This is a genomic window from Marinomonas phycocola (genome assembly GCF_047525455.1).
Lineage (GTDB): Bacteria > Pseudomonadota > Gammaproteobacteria > Pseudomonadales > Marinomonadaceae > Marinomonas.
The window spans coordinates 182,098-203,490 of sequence record NZ_JBLIXL010000003.1; the positions used below are offsets into that span (position 1 = coordinate 182,098).

Genomic DNA, 21,393 nt, shown 5'->3' on the forward strand with positions numbered 1-21,393 from the left:
ATCCTAGTAATATTCGTTAACAGGAGTTTGAATGAAAGCATTAATTTATGGCCTAACACCGCCTGAAGAGCATGATGTCTCATTGTTATTGAATTTTATGGGAATTGATACAACGCTTTTCGAAGAAGAAATAACAAATTCAGACTTTGCTGTTGTCGGGTCTTTAAACTCATCTAATATACACTCAACGATTCCTGTGATTTATCTCTCTCCAACGAATGAGTTTACTGTTTCTGCCCCAAATTTTTGGAGGTTGCCTCTTCCATGGACGCATGAAGACGTGAAGCCGATTCTTCAAAGGCTCACGCAATGGTCTCGTTCTCCTGCTATTAATGTCGTGGACTTGAATTTGCATGTAAAGCGTCTAGAATCGCTTTTGATTCGTCAAGCCTTGACGGTTGCCAATGGCGTAGTTTCTAGGGCTGCTCAACATTTGCAAATTCAGCGCACAACACTTATTGAAAAAATGCGTCGATACAATATTGATAAGTCGGAGTTTTAGTGACAAAAGATGAAGAAATAGCCGCTTTGAAGGCCGCTTTTGATGAGTTTTCTCTTTCTTCTGCTGTATTGGTTGATTCTTATGATGAATTACAAAAGCAAGCAAAGGTATTATCAGAAAGGCTGGCTATAGCTGAGCAAGCGAAGGCCAGAGAAGAGAAGAAAAATCAGTTATTATTGAGCCAGTTTAAGCAGTTGTTTGAATCCATGCCTGTTGGCGTATTGTTGCTCAATGATGAAGGCGTTATTATCATGGCGAATAGTGCGGCAAACGGACTTTTTTCTTTTTCTCTGTTAGGAGAGTCGTGGTCTAAAGTGGTAACTCAAAGCTTTTCTCCTCAGCAAGATGATGGTCATGAGATTACAATGGTTAGTGGTCGCCGTGTTCGAGTAGAAACCTCGTCACTTGGTAATGTTCCTGGGCAATTGGTTATTTTTGTAGATTTAACCGAGACGCATAAATTGCAAAAACAGTTAGCTCATCATGAGCGACTTTCAACGATGGGAACAATGGTTGCTGCACTTGCTCACCAAATCAGAACACCTCTTTCAACCGCGACTTTGTACGCCGATCATTTGCAAAAAGAGCACTTGGGGTTGGAGCACCGGTTAAAGTTTTCCGCTAAATTAATGGGACGCTTACAGCACATGGAAAGGCAAATTAGAGACATGTTAGTGTTTTCTAAAAGCGACATTCATTTAGATGAAAAATTAGATTTAGAGTCTTTCTTAACGGAGTTTAAACTGACGTCTGATGAAGTTTGTGGGCAAAAACAAACGCAATTAGAATTTTTTGTGTCCAGCCCTGTTGCTGAATACCTTTTACAATGTAATAAAGACACCTTGATTGGCGCTTTGGTTAATCTTATTAATAACGGGATTGAGGCTCAGGGTGAAGGTGGCATAATTCAAATTAAGTGTGAAATTCAAAACGGGTCTTTGGATATTTATTGTATTGATTTTGGTGAAGGAATGTCACCTGAAATGCTTGAAAGAATACAGCAAGGTTTTATGACAACCAAACAGAACGGAACAGGTCTAGGGATTATGGTAGTGAAAGCGATATCACGAGCGCATCATGGCCATTTTGAGCTTCATAGTGAACAGGGGCAGGGAACCACCGCATTGGTTCGCCTGCCTCTTATAAAGGTGTAACATGTCAGAAGTACGATTATTAATAGTAGAAGATGATAAAGCGTTGGCAGAAGCACTAGAAGATACTTTAATGCTGGAAAACTATGTATGTAAAGTGGTTTACAATGCTGAAGATGCCATTATCATGTTGAAGAATATGCCATTTGATATGGTTGTATCAGATATTAATTTGCCTGGAATTGATGGTTATCAGTTGTTAAAGCATGTTATTGATCATTATCCTGATCTGCCTATTATGCTGATGACTGCATATGGAGACATATCCAAAGCAGTTGAAGCAATGAGAGACGGCGCGGTTGATTATTTGTTAAAACCTTTTCAGGCGAAGGAGTTATTGTCTGTAGTCGGAAAACATGCGAAGAAAAAAGTCTTAGATGAAAATACTCAACCAATAGCAATAGATAAAGCGAGTATTAATTTACTAAATTTAGCAAAACGAGTTGCCGTTACAGACTCTACTGTTTTGATTAGTGGTGAGAGTGGTACAGGGAAAGAAGTTCTTGCAAACTACATACATCAGAACTCTCCAAGAGCATCCGAGCCTTTTGTTGCATTAAATTGCGCTGCCATTCCTGAGAATATGTTGGAGGCTTTACTGTTTGGTTATGAGAAAGGAGCCTATACTGGAGCGGTTTCTTCTCAAGCAGGGAAGTTTGAGCAGGCAAATGGAGGAACAATTTTACTTGATGAAATTACTGAAATGGACATTGGCTTACAGTCTAAATTGTTGCGAGTTATACAAGAGCAAGAAGTAGAGCGTCTTGGTGGTAAGAAGACTATTCCATTAAATATTCGTATTTTGGCAACAACAAACAGAGACCTTGCTGAGTATGTAAGAGAAGGCGGGTTTCGAGAAGATTTGTATTATCGCTTAAATGTATTTCCACTCAAGTGGCCTCCTATAAGAGAAAGAAAAGCGGATATCTTACCTATCGCTAAAAAGATGCTTGAGAAATATTCTGTTAAAATGAGGATGTCTCTGCCACAACTTACATTAGAAGCTCAAAGTAAATTAGAGTCTCATCCATGGCCTGGTAATGTTAGGGAGCTGGAGAATGTTGTTCAAAGAGCACTAATTTTATCCATGAATGATAAAGTTGATGTGCAGCATGTTGTTTTTGATAGTATTTCTTCTGATGACTTGTCGAGTGATGATGAAATAGATGATAATGCGGCTTCAATCTTAGGGCAAGGTGTTCAGCAGCATGAGTTTAGAATTATTGCTCAATCCTTGATCGATTGTAATGGTAAAAGAAAAGACGTAGCTGAACAATTGGGTATTAGCCCAAGAACGTTAAGATACAAAATTGCAAAAATGAGAGAGTGTGGTTTAGACGTTGATTGATTTTATATCATCTTTTTAGCATCTTTGTGCTAAGCTGTTCTAGTAGGTATTTTTTAGGGTGGGTGCTATGGTCACAAATAGGCCAGACATAAATCAAGTTTTGTCTCAAATGAGAGACATGCGCTCGCAGGTACAACAACCTGGTGCGATCGATAATCCCATAAACAAAATGGGAGATGTATCTGGTGTTGAGAATAGAATTGAGCGTGCTGACTTCTCTGCGATGTTGAAAAATGCTGTTGATAATGTAAATACTTTACAAGCTGAATCAAAAAATCTAGCTCAATCTTATGAGCGTGGTGTTGAAGGTGTGGATTTGCCTCAAGTTATGATAGGACTTCAAAAATCCAGCGTTTCTTTTGAGGCAATGACTCAAGTCCGGAATAAGCTTGTTGATGCGTATGAAAAAATTATGAACATGCCTATTTAAGTATAATAAATTATTGGCTTTCTTAAATGGATAATGTTCCAGCTCAATCAGATCAAAAGCTATATGTAGAACTTTTAACCGGCTTTAATAAACTAACTGTTATTAGGCAGTTGGCATTAATGGTCGGTTTAGCTGCGTCTATAGCTATTGGACTAGCTGCTGTTCTTTGGAGTAATGGTACTGACTACAAACCTGTATTAAGCAGTATTACCGATTATAATGCAGATCAAATAGTCGAATTGTTAACGATAAATAACATTCCTTTCAAATTAGATGAAAACTCTGGTGCTTTGCTAGTCGAATCTGAGTCCTATCATTTGGCACGTTTAAAGCTGGCGGGTTCAGGTATTGTTAATGACAACATTGTCGGTATGGAGATTATGGATCAAGAGCAGGCTCTTGGTACCTCTCAGTTTGCTGAAAGTGCTCGTTATCGAAGAGGCTTAGAAGGTGAACTCAGTCGAACAATCACTAGCTTACAGAGTATAAAGTCTGCTCGAGTTCATCTCGCTATCCCTAAAGAGTCTGTTTTTGTGCGTGATACACGTAAACCGTCCGCTTCTGTATTTCTGGAGTTGTATCCTGGAAGACGATTAGATTCTAGCCAAGTTGATGCAATTGTAAATTTAGTTTCTTCTAGTATTTCCCAACTAAGTCACAAAGACGTTACGGTCGTTGACCAACGTGGCACGTTGCTCAGTCAAAAAGATCAAGATTCTGAATTATCAATTGCGGGTAAGCAATTTGATTACACTCGAAAAGTTGAAGATGTCTTATTAAGTCGTGTAAACAATATACTAGATCCTGTAGTTGGTTCTGGTCGATTTCAAGCTGAAGTATCGGCTGATGTGGATTTTACATCAGTGGAGCAAACTGATGAGCAGTTCAACCCTGATTTACTGGCTCTTAGAAGCGAACAAACATTACAAGAAAATCGGACTGGAGCGGCTAACTCAGGCGTTCCTGGAGCGCTAACAAATCAGCCCCCCGGTGCTATTAATGCACCTGAAGTTGCCGATGTTAATGGCGCTAATGTTGGAGGTGACACGGCACAAACTCCGGGTCAATCAAGACAAGAAACAGTACGGAACTTTGAATTAGATCGAAGCATTAGTTATACCGTTCGTCAACAAGGTACTGTTCGTCGGCTTTCTGTTGCCGTTGTGGTTGATGATATTTCATCGATTGATCCAGAGACATCTCAAATAGTGAGAACGCCTTGGAGTGATGATGAATTACAGCGATTAACTCTTTTAGTAAGAGATGCTGTTGGGTTCAATCCAAGTCGAGGTGACAGCATCAATGTCGTGAATACGCCATTTGCTTTGCCTGAGCCACCAGAAGAAGCCGAAGAAATTCCTTTTTATCAACAGACATGGTTCTTAAGCCTGTTACAGCCTACGTTGGTTGGCTTGTTTATTCTTTTGTTATTATTAATTGTCGTTAGACCGATTCTTAAAACATTGGGCGAACAAAATAAAATTGCGGTGGCTGAAGATGCTGAAGCCTCGATTTTTGCAGATGAAACAGATGAAATATCAGATGATCAGGTATCACTAGTTAGTGCTGAAGATGTTATGGTTCCTGGATCTCCAGAGAAAATTGAACGTCAATTGAATGCTATTCGAGGGCTAATTGCGGAAGAGCCAGAACGTGTAGCTCAAGTGGTTAAACAATGGGTTATGGAAGATTAGATGAGCGAAGTAGATCAAAATGCCGATTTATCGTCAGTTCAAAAAGCGGCTGTCCTATTAATGTCTTTAGGGGAATCAGATGCAGCTCAAATCTTAAAGCATATGGGTCCTAAAGAAGTCCAAAGAATTGGTCAAGCCATGGCTCAGCTTGCTAATGTCCAAAGGCATCAAGTTGAAAAAGTGCTAGATGATTTTCTGGTTCTTGTAGGTGACCAAACTGGTTTAGGTCTGGGCGCTGATGGGTACATTAGGAATATGTTAAAAGAAGCTCTAGGTGATGAAAAAGCCAACAGCTTGATTGATCGTATTTTGCTTGGTGGGAATACAACAGGATTAGATACGTTAAAATGGATGGAGCCTAGGGCTGTTGCTGATGTTATTCGTTATGAGCACCCTCAAATACAAGCCATTGTTATTTCTTATCTAGATCCAGACCAAGCAGCCGATATTCTGGCAAACTTTGATGAAAGGGTTCGTTTAGATATTGTTCTTCGTGTTGCTTCCCTAGAAACGGTGCAACCTGCCGCCTTGCAAGAATTGAATAATATACTTGAAAGGCAATTCTCTGGAAATCAATCAACGCAATCGACTTCTATTGGAGGGATTAGAACGGCAGCTAACATTATGAACTTTATTGACAGTTCTGTTGAGGTTGACTTGATGGAATCCATTCGGGATGTTGATGAGGATTTAGCAAATACAATTCAAGATATGATGTTTGTCTTTGATAACTTGATTGATGTAGATGACCGAGGCATTCAGGTTATTTTACGCGAGGTTGAATCTGAAACGTTGATCCTCGCTCTGAAAGGGGCTGATCCTGATATGCAGGAAAAAGTGTTTAAGAATATGTCTTCACGTGCTGCTGATATGTTAAAAGATGATTTAGAGTCGAAAGGTCCTGTACGTGTGAGTGAAGTCGAAGTTGCTCAAAAAGAAATACTTGCTGTTGCCCGTCGTCTTGCTGATAGTGGTGAGCTTGTCTTAGGTGGCGGTGGCGAGCAGATGGTCTAATTGAATGAGTGATGGTGTAAATAAAGAAAAAAAGAAATTAACGGCGTACGAACGTTGGGAATTGCCTTATCTTCAAGGTAATAACAACGATAAAAAAGTCGCTGCATCGGGATTATTGATAAAGACAGAAGATGCAACTGTTACTTATGAAGAAGTAGATAAAGATTCGTTGGTTTATGAGCCGCTTACGGCCTCTCAATTAGAAGAAATTCGTTCGGCAGCGTATGAAGAAGGCTTTTCCCAAGGTTTGGAAGAAGGGCGTGAAAAAGGAAGAGAAGAAGGCCATTCTGAAGGGCACGATGTGGGTCATGCCGAGGGGCTGGATTCGGGAAAAAAAGAAGGCTTCGAAGTTGGCCACAATGAAGCTAGAGAGCAAGCACATGTTCAATTTGAGCAAGTTGAAAGACAATTAAAAACGATCGTAGAAGAGCTTATGTCTCCTCTCAAGGAAACACGAGTTTCTGTTGAGTTGATTTTGTATGCTTCAATTAAGCGGTTTGTAGAAAGCATTACTCAGATTGAAATTAACGAACGCTCCTCTCACATTCTTAAATCTCAACTGGGGTTGATGTTTGATTCTATTGAAGAGTATGGTGGAAAAATTAAACTGACTCTGAACCCCGATGATTTGGAACTGTTGAAAGACTATCAAGTTTTTGATGCTGTGAATTTGCATTTAGAATCAGATGATAGCCTTTTCTTAGGTGGTTTTATTTTAGAATCGAAAAACTTTTTTGTTGATGGAAGCATTGAAAATAGAGTTAAGAAAGTTTTTGATGAGTTGGAGTTGCTCACCAACCAAGTGGATGTAGACGCCAATGACAACAACACTAATTGAGCGATTAGCAAAATTAGAGCAGATAGATTGCACCCCTATGAAATCTGTTATAGAGGGCAGAGTCACTAGGATGGTGGGTCTAACTATGGAGGCTGTGGGGTGTAAAGTCGCTCTTGGTGATTGCTGTGATGTTCAGGTAAAGAATGATCGTTGGGTTGAATCAGAAGTGGTTGGTTTTACTGGTGACTTGACTTATTTGATGCCCACAGAGGCAATAGAAGGCATTTCTCCTGGCGCTCGTGTTCGTCCTATTTTAGGTGACAGTATGATCCCTGTTGGGGATGAGTTACTCGGCAGGGTTATTAATGGATTAGGAAAGCCGTTAGATGGTAAAGGACCCATTAAAGCAAAATCGTTTACAAGTTTACATACTGTCACTATTAATCCCCTAGAAAGAAAACCGATATCCGAGCCATTAGATGTTGGGATTAAAGTAATTAATAGTCTTTTAACTGTCGGGAAAGGCCAACGATTAGGGCTTTTTGCGGGTAGTGGTGTTGGTAAGAGTATGTTACTCGGCATGATGACGCGCTTTACCGAAGCCGATATTACTATTGTAGGCTTAATTGGTGAGAGGGGGAGAGAGGTTAAGGAGTTTATTGAGCATATTTTAGGTGAGGAAGGTCTTGCTCATTCTGTTGTTATTGCTTCTCCTGCGGATGATTCGGCCTTGATGCGTTTAAGGGCTGCGATGTTAACAACACGAATTGCTGAGTATTATCGTGATCAAGGTAAAAATGTTCTTTTATTAATGGACTCTTTAACTCGTTACGCACAAGCGCAGCGTGAGATTGCTCTTTCTGTGGGGGAACCTCCGGCAACAAAAGGTTACCCTCCTTCTGTTTTTTCAAAGCTGCCTCAGTTAGTAGAGAGAGCAGGTAACGGAAAAGATGGAGGTGGTTCTATTACCGCTTTTTATACAGTATTAACGGAAGGCGATGATCAGCAGGATCCTATTGCCGATGCATCAAGGGCTATACTTGATGGTCATATCGTATTATCTCGTCGACTTGCAGAAGAAGGGCATTATCCTGCAATTGATATAGAAGCTTCAATCTCAAGGGCTATGCCTCAAATTGTAACCGATGCACATTTAAGTGGAGCGATGAGGGTTAAGCAGCTATATTCTAAGTATCAACAGAATCAGGATTTGATTGCCGTAGGAGCTTATGTCAAAGGCTCAGATCAAGACACAGACCAAGCTATAGAATTAATGCCTGAAATTCGAAAGTTTTTGCAGCAAGGGTTAAAAGAAAGCTTTACGATCGATCAAAGTTTAGAAGCTTTAGTGGCGTCAATGACGTAAGTGCCGTGCTTTGGTATTTTTAGATTATATAAATATTTATACATTAGGTGATATTGTGAAAAAGTCTGCTCGAATGCAAATTTTAGTTAATTTAGCAAAGCAAGAAGAAAGTGATGTTGCTAAGCGATTAGCTGCTCAGCAGGCTCAGCTTCAGACTGAAAAAGAGAAATTAAATCAACTTGAAGAATACGCAGAACAATACAGTTCCGAGAGGAACCTGATTGGGTTGAATGCTTTTTTATCAACCAACTACCAGCACTTTGTTGACAGATTAGGTCAGGCCATCGCTCAACAAAAAAAACAGATTTTACGTGTTGAGCAGCAATCTAATTTTGTGAAAAAACAGTGGCTAAAAGCAAGAGGGAAAACAGAGAGTATGGACTGGCTTCAGAAAAAACATGTTACTGCTGAGGATAAGGTGGAGCAGAAAAAAGAACAGTTTCAAAGCGATGAGTTTGCTATGCGCCGCTTTTTATCGACTAAAAGTTCATAATGACACATAAGGCTATGTGAATGTTAGTACATAAAGCTCTAGATAAAGAGCTGCTTTTTCTTTTAGATTGTTTAGAAAGTAGTATTTTTTTTTATGAGTCTCGACCACAAAAGAACATTGCTAATATAAAGGCCGTTTTTTTTAAGCTTTACACCATTATAGAAGAAAATTCATCAATTAATTCTTCTGTAACAGATTTCTTATTATCTAATAAACGTTTTATTCTTGGTATTATTTCAAAATCTATTGGTTTTAATGAAAAACTGAACTGTTTTTTATTTGAAGTGTTAGATGTTTTTAAGCAAGCGATATTTTTGAAGTGCTTTATTAAAGACGAGTTTGATTATGATATGGATTTTCAATATGAAAGTATTGAAAAATTGAAATCATTACTTTTATCTTTGAAAGAGAATGGTGATCCTCCATTTTTCTTTTTCAAATACAAAGCAATATTTAAAAATAAGTCTCCTGATTTTATTATTTTTTTAGTTGAATCCTTTTCTGAAAGCTTAGATGTCGTTGGTTTCTATATAGATGGGAACATGAGAGATGATTTGATTTTTTATGACAGCTCGTATATTTTTATTGAGGTTGAAACGAGTTGTTCTTTGTTATGGCTTCAGAAAAAATATCCTATGCTAGATTGGGAGGCATCAAGTGTGAGTGAAAGTGATGCTGAAATTTTTTATAATGACTTACAAAAATCTATGTCATTATATGAAGATTTTATAAATGAGAAGGCAGAGCTTAAAAAACAATTTTATGAAAATATAATGGAGAAGCAGAATCTATTTAAAAATAAGTATACATATTCTTTAGTGCTTATTTTGAAAAAGTTTTCATCTATTAGTAGTTTTCAATTATTAGATGATGTTTATATTTCTAAGCACTCTAAGAAAAGCCTTGAATTTTTCTTAGAGTGTTTTTTGTTAGCCTCTGGCTCCAATAAGAATATCTCACTCATTCGATTAAATGGTAAGTCTTTCTTCTATTTTTCACCCGTTTCAGGTTTTAATGAATTAGCTAGAAATAAATTTATTGAAATTGATGGTCTTATAGTGCTCACTGAATCCGATAATACTTATGAAAAAGGTATAGGTGAATTTTCTTTAGAATATGACGCTTTATACTATGATGTTATTGTTATTAAAAGAGGTGATGATAAATATATAGTGCCTAAGTACCAAATTCAGGATGTGGTTACATATAATGAATCGCTTTTTTTTAATGATGAGTATGGCTTCTCGTATTATAGGAAAGGTGGAACTGATATTTTACTTTTTGACAATATTTCGTGGTCTGTTTCTTCTATTGCCCGTTCTGTTAATCAGTCTGATAGAGGTGATCGAAGCCATAAAAAAATTATTTTTATTGAACAGGCTGGCTTAATCTTTGGACTTGTATGTGAGTTTCTAAGTGAGATAACATTTGCAAGAAAGTTACCTTTTAGAGTAGGTTTTCCGTCTGTAGCTGCTTTTTGGAAAACGAGAGAAGGTGAGCTTTTGGGTGAGTTTACTCCATTTAAAAAAGCACAGTGCAACTTAGATGTTAAAAATAAGTCGCTGCAAATAGATGCTATTAAACTCCGTGATATATCGTTTATTGGTGTTTTTAAGAATGATGTTATTGCTATTGAAAGAAGTGTAGCCTGTTCAATCGAAAGTATATCTCTGGATTGTATTTATCAATTAAGGTCATACCATGAGAGTAAGGATAAATTTTACCTTACCTTTAAAGGTGATGTGTTTTCTATACTTAACGTAGGTAATGATTTTAAAAGAAAGGATGCGGAGAGAGGGCATTTTGTGCTTTTTTGTTACCCTAATAAAAAAATTGCACTGTATTTTTCTTCTATTCGTTATGATAGATCTAGCTTATACCTAGATGGGAAGATTGCTAGATTTTGGGATGAGGTTAATGTTGCTGAGTCAACGATGCAAGATGGGAACATAGTCTATGTATTGTTGGAATCAAATTTTACTGATTAGAATTTAAAGATTAAGAAAGTACTTTATGAAAGATAAAATTAAACTCACCAGTGTGTATGCAAGGCTATGTATTTTTACATTCTTATTTTTCGGGATTTTGCTTTTTGCACTTTCTGGCTTGTTTAATAGTGTTGTGCAATCTTATGATGAGAATACCTACTCAAAGAATAAAGCAATTGAAATTAATTTATTATTTAATGAATTATATAAAGATATTTTTTTGTACTTTCATAATGGTGATATAAAAGAAGAGAGAATCTTTTTAAAGATTAGAGAGATTGATAAAATTATCAATGATTCTGCTCAAGTATTAAACTACAATTTTTTATTTGATTCTGTTGTGTTGAAAGAAAAAATAACTGAAAAGAATGATGAGGCTATGCTCATTGTCGAGAAAATTATTAATGACTTTAGTTTAGACCTGAGTTTTGGATTTGAAAATGATAAAGAGGATTTTCTTCTATATTTTAATGGGTTGATTTTTTCCTTTCTTTTATTTTTGTTGGTTTTTTTTGTTTTTTCATTTAATGGTTTTAAAAAGCATGTTGTTTATGACTTTTCTTTAATTAAATCAAATATTAAGAAAATTATTTCTTGGGATCTTTATTTAGATACACCGCATTTTAATTATTCTGAGCTAGATGAGATAAATGATTTCTTGATTTTTTTGACTGAAAACCAACTGTCCTCAACTAAAGATATGAAATTAAAGTTTCATCAAATTAGTCATGCATTTTCTAAATCCTCTAAAGCAATGTTACTTCTTAATCAGAATCATAAAATTATTGATGTAAATGAAAGTTTTTTGTTTTTATGGGAAAACTCTCGCGAAGATCTGTCAAAGGCTTTAGACATTGATTCTGAAAGTTATGACAGTTTAATTGGGGAGTACATGAATGAAATACATTTCTTATCATTAGCAGAGACAAATCATAAAATTTTATTAGACAGTGGTGTATATCAGTTGGATCATACTGAGGTAACTCAAAATGACTCGTTTTGTGGTTATGTTGTAACGTTGGAATTCATTTCTGAAAAAATAGAACTGGATGTTATACATAAATCGGTACGCCTAATGGGGAGTGGTGTTTGGAATACTCCTGTTAGGGTAAAGCGAGGTCAGTCCCCATTGTCTGAAATTAGCCAAGGTTTGGAAAGAATAAGACAGCATTTATTAAATTCAGATAACAATACTGACTATCTGATGGGAACCTCTGATTTGTCAAGTTTTGATGAGCTAGATGAATTAGATGGTTTTGAAGAACTAGACAGTACACTTGAAGAGGCAGATGATAGTCTTCTGGAGTTGGGCAGCGAATTAAATGACCTATCTATAGTCCCCATTACTTTAGCAGCGCCTAAGCAAGACGTTAGTGATGACTTTAGCTCCCATATAGCGACAGTAGCGTTACCTGATTATGCTATTTGGGAGAGTAAGTTTCGTTCTCTGTTGGCTAAAGTCTCAAATGAGCTAACCGAAAATATAGAATCGAGTGTATTGTTGGGTTATGAGAATATTGTACAAAAATTGCAAATAGTACATAAAGAAATGCAAGCAAGCTCTAGAGCATTAAATGATTCAACTCGATACCTAAACGAAGTTAGGGCAATTATTCTAAAAACGCTCATTTCAGAGCAGTCTAATGGAGAGATTGAAAGATCATCATTAGCTAAAGACATAAATCATGATGTAGACACCGTGATTTTATTACTTCATGAGTTATCTGAAGACGAAGAAAAGACTATTGATCTCTTTAGAGCAGAAGTTGACGTTGCAGAGCGGAGAAAAGAGAAGGCATTCAGTAGTTTAAATGACTTCGATTCTAAGCTTCTGGACTCGTGCATGATGCTATCAGAAGAAATGATCAGACCTATTTTTAGTCAAATGGATCAGACAATACGTACTGATTATAGCTCTAACGAAGGAGTTGAAGAATGATTGGGAAAGCGTTCTGATACCTGTTCTACAAAAATCACCTATAACAATAGAGTCAAAATGTTATGGCTTGTTATTTTACAAATATTGTACAGTAATTGTACAGTAATATTAAAGTGTTTCACTTATAGTGAATGTATATTGTTAGTGGAAAATATACGTTTTTGCTTACTAAGATAAGTATATAATAACGGCACTAGTAGGTAGTGATGCGTCTAAATATCCAGTGGTAAATATTGGATATATTTAACATGACATTTAATTTTTGTGACCCGATGACACATTTACATTCTAAAGCACTCATTATAAGTAGAGGCGTATCTAAACTACGACTTATGGAGACCTTTTTGTCTGAAAGAGGTTATTGCGTTGTTTTATCTGAGGATTTTAGTGTACTGCAGTCCCTAGTACTGAAAAATATAAACTTTATTTGTATAGATATGGATTTCGAAGATGGTATTATTTTGGCCGCTTTCCAGCGTATTTGCGCGAAATACTTAGGTATCGATGTCCCCATCTTGCTTATATCAACTTCTGTAAATTCATGGGATATGTCTAAATGGTTAAATGATGAAAAAAGTATAAAAGATACCATGTCTTTTATACCTTCTGTGTCTTTAATTCAGCTTTCAGATATCTCTATCATGAGTTGTCCTTCATTTTATAAATCCCCTAAGTTCTTAAATTTATGCCGTTTGCTTGGCATTGCGAAACATATTGAAAATCCGGAATGTATCCTGCCATCGGATGTAGAGTTTGGTTACTCTATTTTATCTAGCTGTACAGAATTGCCTTCTTCTGTACAAGTTTCTAAGTATTTAAATTTCACATTTGAGTGCTTTTTAAATGCGGAGTTACTAAAGAGTATTGATCCTTTGCCGTATTTTTTACGAATCCTGTTAACTATTCCAGGCCTTGGTCAGTACTCTAATCAGCTATTTATGGTCCTGTCAGAACTATTTTCTAATGCATTAGAGCACGGTGTATTAGAGCTTAGTTCTGCATTAAAAAGTACCCCTGAAGGCTTTTCTAAATATTTTATGGAGAGAGGTAGTCGGCTAAGTCGAATAACCAGTGGTTATGTAATGATTACTATTAATGTTGAGTACCAACGTCAAGGAGGTACTGCTACTGTGACAGTGGAAGACAGTGGCAAAGGTTATAGTTCAAGTTTAATATCGGACAAAATAAGTGAAGAAAATACACCCTATAACAGAGGGTTGTATTTGGTTAGACAGTTATGTAAAGAGCTGATTGTGTCACCTAAAGGTAATAAATCTAAGATCATTTTTAATTGGACCGAGTGATTTAAGGTCGATATTGCTAATGAAACTGGCCTCAATTTTGCTATTGCTAATTGGTTATTTTAGGAAGGGGCCGTTATGCAAATGCAATTAGACACTACTATTCCACTGTCATCTAATAAAAGTTCATCTCGACCTTTTGGTGAGTCTCGTGCCGCCCCTTTGAGGGACAGAGGGAGCTTTGCCGAGGTTTTAGAAACAACAAGGAAACAATCCCCCAAGAGAGAAGCGCCAGACAATTCAAAGTCTAACGACCCTTCTGGCGCTGTAGATAATGAATCTCAAGCATATTTTAATGACCGCAAGCTTCATTCTAAGAGAGAGCAAAGAGATGACGTTCAAAACGACCGATCATTACCTTCTAAAGACGCCCCTTTAAAGTCATTAAATAAATTAGATTCTGAAGCAGTAAAGGATGAAGGAAACTCTAATTTAGCTGGTGTTGGTGAAGACGATGCGGGGTTGTTGAATGAAAATAACGGCAAAAACTTGCCAATCAAAGAGGCTGCTTTCGTTGTTAATGATAACAGCTTGCCTATTGTAGAGGATCAATCAGATCTAGGAAGTGTGTCTTTACAGGTGCCTTCGCCAATCAATATTGAAGAAACCGACGCTTCTAAGGTGAAGGGTGACAATGATGGGCTAATCCCTGATGATACGCTGGCTTTAAATGATAAAGATGCAGGACCTTCGATTTTAGATTTAGATATCGAGCAGGGTAAGAGCTCTGACCTTGACGCTTTCTCTGCTATTGGAGAACCCCTTCTGGATAGCAAGGTTAAAAGTCATACTGAGAGTAATAATGCTGTCACTCTTTCTTTATCTGATGAAGTAAGCATTCCATCTTCAACGGTACTAACGTTGAATGAAAAACTCGAAAGCTTGTCTCTCAATGATGAGGTGCTAAACTCTGAAAATGTTGATGTTGATGTTGATGTTGATGTTGATGTTGAAGGTGCTGCCCTCAAGCAACCTGTTATTGTATTTGAAAATATAAAAGACGTTGATGTTTCTGCTCCGTTCAAAAATTCGGATGTATCCTTAGATATTGATGCAAAAAATCATGAAGGGTCTTTGAACTTAGCATGGGTATTTGGTGAAATGAAGAGGCAGGGAGCAGTTGTAGTAAAAGAAAATGCTGATGTGATAGTTGATCAAGAAAGTGAATCCCTTTCTTTAAAATCGCAGAATGTGCTATTTTCCAAACTCACTCAAAATTCGAATAATTCAGGTTCACTTGTTGATGTGAATGCATTGCTATCAAATAATGAAGTCTCTTTTGATGGCTCGTTAAAAAATGGAAATAAGGCATCGCTAGAGGTATTGTCTGAGTTCTCTTTACTTGTAGATGAAGAGTTACCTGTAGAGCCTTCCGAACTTTTAAAGAATTCGAAATTATTTGATTCCCAACTAGAAGAGATATCAAATGCCGATTCTAAATTGATCACTACTTTGGGTACTGCTATAGGAGGCCCATCTTTAGCTGTTACATCTCAAGGTATTCAAACTAGCACTCAGCAACCAGTATTGACGATGACTGTGCCACCTAACGACCCTAAGTGGTCACAAGAAATGGGAGAGAAAGTTAGATGGATTATGAGAGAAGGGGTTCAAACAGCTGAAATACATTTAGACCCACCAGAGCTTGGTAGTTTAGGTGTTAAAGTGTCTTTGGATGGTGATGTAGCAAGTATTACCTTTAGTGCTGCAACTCCTCAAGCAAGAGACCTGCTGGAAAGTCAGCTTCAAAGGCTAAGAGAGCAACTGGCTCAACAGGGCGTTGATTTAGAAAAGGTTGATGTCAATGTCTCTCAACAAAATCAAGGGCAAGAATCCTCATCTAATGAAGGACGAGGCGGCGGTAAAGAGGTATTAGATAATGATGATGACTCATTTCTTGAAGAAAATACCTCTTATGTGAACGCGTCAGGTGTGGATTATTATGCATAGTTGAAGTGTTCTGTGACTTTTTAGCTAAAGTGTGTTTATAAGTGACATGGAGACGGTATTTCTAATAGAATTTAGGGTAATATATTTTACTTAACCCTATAAAAACATTATGAGAGTACAAAATGGCTGAAGAAGATTTAGATGTTGGGGGAGAGAGTGGGGAAAAAGGCAGCAAAAAGAAGTTAATCATCATAATTGTTGCTCTTCTCTTGGTTCTTGGTAGCGGTGGTGGCGCAGCATTCTTTTTATTAGGTGGTGAGGACGAAGCTGAAGTCAATGCGGAAGAAAGTGCTGACGTTGGCGATGTTGGGGCTGCAGCAACGGGGCCTGCGATCTATTTAGAATTGGATCCTGCTTTTGTTATTGATTTTATTGTTGCAAATAAACAACGTTATTTACAATTAAATTTGACGGTGAAATCTCGTGATCAAACACAAATTGATGAGATAAAAATTCATATGCCCCTTATTCGAAACAGCTTAGTGTTGCTTTTTGCAAGCCAAAGCTTCGAAGAGTTGCAAACATTGGAGGGTAAAATGGCGTTGAAAGCGGCTTCCGTTGAATCGATCAATAATATATTGACTCAAGAAACTGGGTCTGGTGGCGTGGAAGATGTATTATTCACTAACTTTGTAATGCAGTAACTATTATGTCGGCTCAAGATTTATTATCCCAAGATGAGATTGATGCTCTCCTACATGGTGCAGATGAAAAGCCTGAGGAAGATGAACCGAAAGACCCCAATGGAATTGCATCGTATGATATAACCAGTCAAGAGAGGATTGTCCGTGGCAGGATGCCAACTCTTGAAATGATTAACGAACGCTTTGCTCGCTATACTCGTATTAGTTTGTTTAACTTGCTTCGTCGAACAGCGGATGTTTCGTCTGGTGGATTACAAATAATGAAATTTGGCGAGTATGTACACACATTGTATGTACCTACTAGTTTGAATTTAGTTAAATTTCGACCGTTAAGAAGTACGGCGCTGTTTATTTTGGATGCGAAACTTGTTTTTAAATTGGTAGATAATTTCTTTGGTGGAGATGGTAGGCACGCTAAAATCGAAGGTCGTGAGTTTACCCCAACGGAAATTCGTATTGTTCAACTTATGTTAGAGCAGGTTTTTATTGATTTGACAGAAGCTTGGGCGCCAGTTTTAGAGTTAGAGATTGAGTATATTAGCTCAGAAGTTAACCCTGCGATGGCAAACATTGTTAGCCCAAGTGAAGTTGTTATTGTTTCGACGTTTCATATTGAGTTAGATGGTGGTGGTGGTGAGTTACATATTACTTTACCTTATTCAATGATTGAACCGGTGAGAGAGTTGTTAGATGCTGGTGTTCAAAGTGATGTTGATGATAAAGATGATCGTTGGGGGAGGTCTCTAAAGCAAGATGTAGAGGATTTGAGTGTCAACTTAACTGCAACAGTGGTGCAGAAAAAGGTGAGCTTGGCTGAAGTTCTTAAATTCACACCTGGTGATGTAATTCCAATTGATATGCCTGATTATGTAATTGTTAAAGCAAACGGTATACCCACTATTAAGGGCAAACTGGGTGTAAGTAATGATAAATATTCAGTTCAAATGACCGAAAGTATTAAAATTGTAAAATGATGAGAAAATAAAATGTCAGAAGAATCCCCTGATCAGGAAGGTATGGACGGTGAGTTAGCGGATGAGTGGGCTGCGGCTATGTCTGAAGCTGGTGAAACTGGTGATGACGGTATTGAGGATGAATGGGCGGCTGCGATGAGTGAGCAAGATGCTCAGCCAGCTGAATTTGAAGAACTCTCTTCAGCACCGGCACCTCAATCGTTTGGTTCTGATCTTGATTTAATCATGGATATACCGGTTACTTTGTCGATGGAGCTTGGTAATACTGAAGTTGCTATTAGGAATTTATTACAATTAACGCAAGGGTCAGTTGTTGAATTAGATCGGTATGCTGGTGAACCATTGGATGTGTTGGTAAATGGGACATTGATTGCGCATGGTGAGGTTGTTGTTGTTAATGATAAATATGGGATTCGTTTGACTGATGTTGTTAGTCCTAACGAACGAATTAGAAGGTTGAAGTGACATTAAGGATTGCTCTTTTTTTAAAAATGCATTTTTTTGCTATATGGGTTTTTTTACCTTCAAATCTAGGTGCATCAGGGGTTGAAGAAATCTCTGAGGCATCGCCTCTATGGACAATGTTTTTATCGTTAAGTCTTGTTCTTATTCTTATTCCAGTTTTGTTGTTTTTATATAAGAAGCTTCAATCGTTTCAAATTAGATCTGGTAAGTCGGTGATAAATATCATTTCTGTACAATCTTTAGGTACAAAAGAAAAGTTAGTGATGGTTGAGGTAGAAAATCAAAAAATGTTATTAGGCGTGACAGCTGGTTCAATTACTAAGTTGAAAGAATTTAATCATCAATCAAGCTTTTCTGAGTTAATAGAAGAAGAAAATAGACACCAAAATACTTTGAATGAGAAATTAGATGTTTAAAGTTATTGTTGTTTTGCTTTTGTTTATGTGGCCACTACTGGCTTTTTCTGAAACAGGGTTGCCAGCGGTGACTGTGGTGACTAATCCTGATGGAACGCAGGATTATAGCGTGTCATTACAAATTTTATTTATAATGACAGCGTTATCTCTTTTGCCATCTGCCTTGGTTATGATGTCATCTTTTACCCGAATTGTTATTGTATTGTCCATTTTAAGGCAGGCGATAGGTTTGCAATCAACACCGTCTAATCAAGTGTTGATTGGGATGGCTCTCTTTTTAACCTTATTTATAATGTCCCCTACGTTGGATAAAATTAATGAGCAGGCATTGCAACCATATTTAAATGACCAAATGGTTTCTATAGATGCAATTAATGCTGCTTCTGTTCCGTTAAGAGATTTTATGTTGGCTCAAACTAGAGAGGATGATATTGCTCTGTTTGTGAAGTTAGCGGGTAAAGAAGGGCAAATTGAATCTCTTGAAACGTTACCCTTTACAATTTTGATGCCTGCATTTGTCAGTAGTGAGTTAAAAACAGCTTTTCAGATCGGTTTTATGATCTTTATCCCCTTTCTTATTGTCGACTTGGTAGTTGCAAGTGTATTGATGGCTATGGGTATGATGATGCTCTCGCCTGTTATTATTTCTTTGCCATTTAAAATAATGTTGTTTGTAATGATTGATGGTTGGTCTATGATTATGGGTACTCTTGCAGCAAGTTTCGGTACTTAATTATGGATCCTCAAGTTGTTTTAGATCTTTATGGGCGTGGCTTTTATCTAATTATTATATTGGTAAGTGCGTTAATGGTGCCAGGCTTGATTGCGGGTCTTATTGTGAGTGTTTTTCAGGCTGCTACTCAAATTAATGAGCAAACGCTTTCATTTCTCCCAAGGTTTATCATTACTATTGGGGTTATTATGTATATTGGCCCATGGATTCTTTCTAAATTAACGGACTTTACCATTCAATTGTTTACTAATATTCCAATGATAATTGGGTGATGTTAGAGCTTTATCCCGATCAACTTATAGAGTTGGCGTTTAGTTTCCTACTTCCTTTCTTTCGTATTGGCGCATTTATGATGGCGCTGCCTTTGATAGGGTCTAATTTAGTTTCCGTTCCTCTTCGTCTTGCATTTGCTTTTGTGTTTTCTGTCATTATTACTCCTGTTATTAAGATGCCTGAGTTTGACGCTATATCATTAGCAATGGCCGCTCTAATTTTTGAACAGCTTATTATTGGTGTTGTCCTGGGATTTGTTGTAACTGTGCTCTTTCAGATATTTTCATTAGCAGGGCAGCTTGCTGCTATGGCGGCTGGACTAGGTTTTGCTATGTCTAATGACCCTGCAAATGGCATTTCGGTTGCAACCCTAGGTCAGTACTATCTGTCTATGGCTGGATTGGCTTTTATAGGAGTAAATGGTCATCATGTTATGTTTGAATTTTTGATAGAGAGTTTCACCTATTGGCCAGTTGGAGGAGGCTTTGATAGTGATAAATATTATGATTTAGTAAGGTTGGGCGGCTGGCTTTTTGAAAAAGCATTGTTGATGGTTTTTCCACTAACTATTGCGGCGCTCATTATGAATTTATCTTTTGGTGTTGTTGCTAAAGCGTCTCCTCAATTAAATATTTTTGCATTAGGTTTTCCTGTAATTATGTTGTTTGCTATGTTTTTTTATTGGGTGATGCTAGAAGACTTTTTGGATATTTTTAGACTCTTTTTTAATGAAATGATTGGGTGGTTAAAAAATACTTGGGGGATTCGAGTAGATGGCTGAGAATGAAGATGGTTCGGAAAAAACCGAAACTGCCACCAGTAAGAAATTAAGTGATGCAAAAAAGAAGGGTAATTTGGCTAGATCAAAGGATCTTAGCTCTGCTGCTTTGTTGATAGTTGCTGCAGTTAGTGTTTATGGAACGGGATCGCTGGTTGCAAACGATTTAATGAATGTTTTTTCTTTCAATTTTATCATTGAACGAGAGGATATATTCGATGTCAGTCGATTGGTTTTTCATTTGTACGAATCCATAGTGGGGATGGCAGAATCGACTGTTTTTCTAATGATTGTACTTGCTGTTGCAGGGATACTTGGCAGTGTTGGTATGGGCGGTTTTAATTTCTCTTGGGAGCCTTTAATGCCTAAACTGAGCAAAATGAACCCCGTATCTGGCATAAAAAGAATGTTTTCTATTCAGTCTCTTGTTGAGCTTTTTAAGTCAATTGCTAAAGTTTTATTGGTAATGGGCGTGGCTTATGTCGTCCTAAACTTATATTTAATTGAGGTCTTGGGCTTAACGTTTCAAACAATAGACCTAGCTGTAGTGCATGCTTTGGATATATTAATTTGGGCGTTTATTTTTATTTCGTTACCTTTGCTTTTGATCGCTGCGATTGATGTTCCTTATCAGATTTGGTCGCATGCTGAGAAAATGAAAATGACAAAGCAAGAGGTTAAAGATGAATATAAATCTCAAGAAGGTGATCCTGAAACTAAAGGTAAAATTCGTCAGGCTCAAAGGCAAGCTGCAGCAAGAAGGATGATGTCCGATGTTCCTCAAGCAGATGTTATTATTACTAACCCAACACATTTCTCTGTTGCTTTAAAATATGATCCAGCAGTAAGCAAAAGTGCGCCAGTGTTACTAGCAAAAGGCCATGATGTTATTGCTTTAAAGATCAGAGAAGTAGGGAACTTCTATGAAATCCCTGTGATACAATCTCCCGCATTGGCAAGGGCCATATACCATCATACAGAAATTGGTGATGAAATTCCTGAAGGTTTGTTTAAAACCGTAGCTCAATTGCTTGCTTATGTTTATCAATTAAAACAATCTAAAAGGTTTGCCGCATCTGACCCAGGCCCTGTGCCACCTCTTGATGTACCTGAAGACTTTAGATGGGATGGGTAAGGTTTTTTTGAATAATGCTAT

At 37.3% G+C, this 21,393-nt stretch carries 21 protein-coding genes; all 21 read left to right on the top strand.

The features are described 5' to 3' along the window. The first annotated feature begins 31 nt into the window (after window positions 1-31). Window positions 32-502 (top strand): helix-turn-helix domain-containing protein, encoded by a 471-nt coding sequence (locus ACMUMJ_RS03840; protein ID WP_414677470.1) that lies wholly within the window; start codon window positions 32-34, stop codon window positions 500-502. Further along, entirely contained in the window at window positions 502-1,656 is a 1,155-nt protein-coding gene (locus ACMUMJ_RS03845; RefSeq protein WP_414677471.1) for a sensor histidine kinase, read from the top strand. The genes ACMUMJ_RS03840 and ACMUMJ_RS03845 overlap by 1 nt, the downstream gene beginning before the upstream one ends. 1 nt (window position 1,657) lies before the next feature. Then, window positions 1,658-3,001 carry a sigma-54-dependent transcriptional regulator gene (locus ACMUMJ_RS03850; RefSeq protein ID WP_414677472.1) on the top strand — a complete coding sequence of 448 codons (1,344 nt, stop codon included), beginning with the start codon at window positions 1,658-1,660 and terminating at the stop codon, window positions 2,999-3,001. Window positions 3,002-3,068: 67 nt separating this feature from the next. After that, on the top strand, window positions 3,069-3,431 hold the full coding sequence (gene fliE / locus ACMUMJ_RS03855; protein WP_414677473.1) for a flagellar hook-basal body complex protein FliE: 363 nt from the start codon (window positions 3,069-3,071) through the stop codon (window positions 3,429-3,431). A gap of 26 nt (window positions 3,432-3,457) precedes the next feature. Next, the gene (gene fliF, locus ACMUMJ_RS03860; RefSeq protein WP_414677474.1) at window positions 3,458-5,125 is read left to right on the top strand and encodes a flagellar basal-body MS-ring/collar protein FliF; all 1,668 of its coding nucleotides are present in this window, start codon (window positions 3,458-3,460) and stop codon (window positions 5,123-5,125) included. Then, on the top strand, window positions 5,126-6,139 hold the full coding sequence (gene fliG / locus ACMUMJ_RS03865; protein ID WP_414677475.1) for a flagellar motor switch protein FliG: 1,014 nt from the start codon (window positions 5,126-5,128) through the stop codon (window positions 6,137-6,139). It begins immediately after the preceding gene. Window positions 6,140-6,143: 4 nt separating this feature from the next. Beyond that, window positions 6,144-6,977, top strand: a complete 834-nt coding sequence (locus ACMUMJ_RS03870; RefSeq protein ID WP_414677476.1) for a FliH/SctL family protein — start codon at window positions 6,144-6,146, stop codon at window positions 6,975-6,977. Further along, window positions 6,958-8,283: a flagellar protein export ATPase FliI gene (gene fliI / locus ACMUMJ_RS03875; protein ID WP_414677477.1), complete on the top strand. Its 1,326-nt coding sequence runs from the start codon at window positions 6,958-6,960 to the stop codon at window positions 8,281-8,283. Before ACMUMJ_RS03870 ends, fliI begins: the two co-directional genes overlap by 20 nt. Window positions 8,284-8,338: 55 nt before the next feature. Further along, on the top strand, window positions 8,339-8,776 hold the full coding sequence (fliJ, locus tag ACMUMJ_RS03880; protein ID WP_414677478.1) for a flagellar export protein FliJ: 438 nt from the start codon (window positions 8,339-8,341) through the stop codon (window positions 8,774-8,776). A gap of 20 nt (window positions 8,777-8,796) precedes the next feature. Beyond that, a complete protein-coding gene (locus ACMUMJ_RS03885; RefSeq protein ID WP_414677479.1) occupies window positions 8,797-10,764 on the top strand; it encodes a hypothetical protein in 1,968 nt (655 codons plus the stop codon). Window positions 10,765-10,789: 25 nt separating this feature from the next. After that, entirely contained in the window at window positions 10,790-12,703 is a 1,914-nt protein-coding gene (locus tag ACMUMJ_RS03890) for a hypothetical protein (RefSeq protein ID WP_414677480.1), read from the top strand. A gap of 344 nt (window positions 12,704-13,047) precedes the next feature. After that, entirely contained in the window at window positions 13,048-14,007 is a 960-nt protein-coding gene (locus ACMUMJ_RS03895) for an ATP-binding protein (RefSeq protein ID WP_414677481.1), read from the top strand. 75 nt (window positions 14,008-14,082) lie between these two features. Further along, window positions 14,083-15,954, top strand: coding sequence for a flagellar hook-length control protein FliK (locus ACMUMJ_RS03900; RefSeq protein WP_414677482.1), 1,872 nt, complete (start codon window positions 14,083-14,085; stop codon window positions 15,952-15,954). A 122-nt stretch (window positions 15,955-16,076) separates the two neighbouring features. Further along, complete coding sequence (locus ACMUMJ_RS03905; RefSeq protein WP_414677483.1) at window positions 16,077-16,598, top strand: flagellar basal body-associated FliL family protein; 522 nt, start codon at window positions 16,077-16,079, stop codon at window positions 16,596-16,598. A 5-nt stretch (window positions 16,599-16,603) separates the two neighbouring features. Then, window positions 16,604-17,572: a flagellar motor switch protein FliM gene (fliM, locus tag ACMUMJ_RS03910; protein ID WP_414677484.1), complete on the top strand. Its 969-nt coding sequence runs from the start codon at window positions 16,604-16,606 to the stop codon at window positions 17,570-17,572. Between the two features lie 12 nt (window positions 17,573-17,584). Next, window positions 17,585-18,037: a flagellar motor switch protein FliN gene (gene fliN / locus ACMUMJ_RS03915; RefSeq protein ID WP_414677485.1), complete on the top strand. Its 453-nt coding sequence runs from the start codon at window positions 17,585-17,587 to the stop codon at window positions 18,035-18,037. Then, window positions 18,034-18,453, top strand: a complete 420-nt coding sequence (gene fliO / locus ACMUMJ_RS03920; RefSeq protein WP_414677486.1) for a flagellar biosynthetic protein FliO — start codon at window positions 18,034-18,036, stop codon at window positions 18,451-18,453. The genes fliN and fliO overlap by 4 nt, the downstream gene beginning before the upstream one ends. Then, the gene (gene fliP / locus ACMUMJ_RS03925) at window positions 18,446-19,186 is read left to right on the top strand and encodes a flagellar type III secretion system pore protein FliP (RefSeq protein ID WP_414677487.1); all 741 of its coding nucleotides are present in this window, start codon (window positions 18,446-18,448) and stop codon (window positions 19,184-19,186) included. Before fliO ends, fliP begins: the two co-directional genes overlap by 8 nt. Before the next feature lie 2 nt (window positions 19,187-19,188). Next, window positions 19,189-19,458 (top strand): flagellar biosynthesis protein FliQ, encoded by a 270-nt coding sequence (gene fliQ, locus ACMUMJ_RS03930; protein WP_414677488.1) that lies wholly within the window; start codon window positions 19,189-19,191, stop codon window positions 19,456-19,458. Beyond that, the gene (gene fliR, locus ACMUMJ_RS03935) at window positions 19,458-20,240 is read left to right on the top strand and encodes a flagellar biosynthetic protein FliR (RefSeq protein WP_414677489.1); all 783 of its coding nucleotides are present in this window, start codon (window positions 19,458-19,460) and stop codon (window positions 20,238-20,240) included. The genes fliQ and fliR overlap by 1 nt, the downstream gene beginning before the upstream one ends. Beyond that, the gene (gene flhB / locus ACMUMJ_RS03940; protein ID WP_414677490.1) at window positions 20,233-21,372 is read left to right on the top strand and encodes a flagellar biosynthesis protein FlhB; all 1,140 of its coding nucleotides are present in this window, start codon (window positions 20,233-20,235) and stop codon (window positions 21,370-21,372) included. Before fliR ends, flhB begins: the two co-directional genes overlap by 8 nt. The last annotated feature ends 21 nt before the right edge of the window (window positions 21,373-21,393 follow it).

Excerpts from the sequence above, each read along its gene's own strand:
- ACMUMJ_RS03840 (WP_414677470.1), top strand. The coding sequence starts at position 32 with ATGAAAGCATTAATTTATGGCCTAACACCGCCTGAAGAGCATGATGTC.
- ACMUMJ_RS03850 (WP_414677472.1), top strand. The coding sequence starts at position 1,658 with ATGTCAGAAGTACGATTATTAATAGTAGAAGATGATAAAGCGTTGGCA.
- fliE (WP_414677473.1), top strand. The coding sequence starts at position 3,069 with ATGGTCACAAATAGGCCAGACATAAATCAAGTTTTGTCTCAAATGAGA.
- fliF (WP_414677474.1), top strand. The coding sequence starts at position 3,458 with ATGGATAATGTTCCAGCTCAATCAGATCAAAAGCTATATGTAGAACTT.
- fliG (WP_414677475.1), top strand. The coding sequence starts at position 5,126 with ATGAGCGAAGTAGATCAAAATGCCGATTTATCGTCAGTTCAAAAAGCG.
- ACMUMJ_RS03870 (WP_414677476.1), top strand. The coding sequence starts at position 6,144 with ATGAGTGATGGTGTAAATAAAGAAAAAAAGAAATTAACGGCGTACGAA.
- fliI (WP_414677477.1), top strand. The coding sequence starts at position 6,958 with ATGACAACAACACTAATTGAGCGATTAGCAAAATTAGAGCAGATAGAT.
- ACMUMJ_RS03885 (WP_414677479.1), top strand. The coding sequence starts at position 8,797 with ATGTTAGTACATAAAGCTCTAGATAAAGAGCTGCTTTTTCTTTTAGAT.
- ACMUMJ_RS03890 (WP_414677480.1), top strand. The coding sequence starts at position 10,790 with ATGAAAGATAAAATTAAACTCACCAGTGTGTATGCAAGGCTATGTATT.
- ACMUMJ_RS03900 (WP_414677482.1), top strand. The coding sequence starts at position 14,083 with ATGCAAATGCAATTAGACACTACTATTCCACTGTCATCTAATAAAAGT.
- ACMUMJ_RS03905 (WP_414677483.1), top strand. The coding sequence starts at position 16,077 with ATGGCTGAAGAAGATTTAGATGTTGGGGGAGAGAGTGGGGAAAAAGGC.
- fliM (WP_414677484.1), top strand. The coding sequence starts at position 16,604 with ATGTCGGCTCAAGATTTATTATCCCAAGATGAGATTGATGCTCTCCTA.
- fliN (WP_414677485.1), top strand. The coding sequence starts at position 17,585 with ATGTCAGAAGAATCCCCTGATCAGGAAGGTATGGACGGTGAGTTAGCG.
- fliP (WP_414677487.1), top strand. The coding sequence starts at position 18,446 with ATGTTTAAAGTTATTGTTGTTTTGCTTTTGTTTATGTGGCCACTACTG.
- fliQ (WP_414677488.1), top strand. The coding sequence starts at position 19,189 with ATGGATCCTCAAGTTGTTTTAGATCTTTATGGGCGTGGCTTTTATCTA.
- fliR (WP_414677489.1), top strand. The coding sequence starts at position 19,458 with ATGTTAGAGCTTTATCCCGATCAACTTATAGAGTTGGCGTTTAGTTTC.
- flhB (WP_414677490.1), top strand. The coding sequence starts at position 20,233 with ATGGCTGAGAATGAAGATGGTTCGGAAAAAACCGAAACTGCCACCAGT.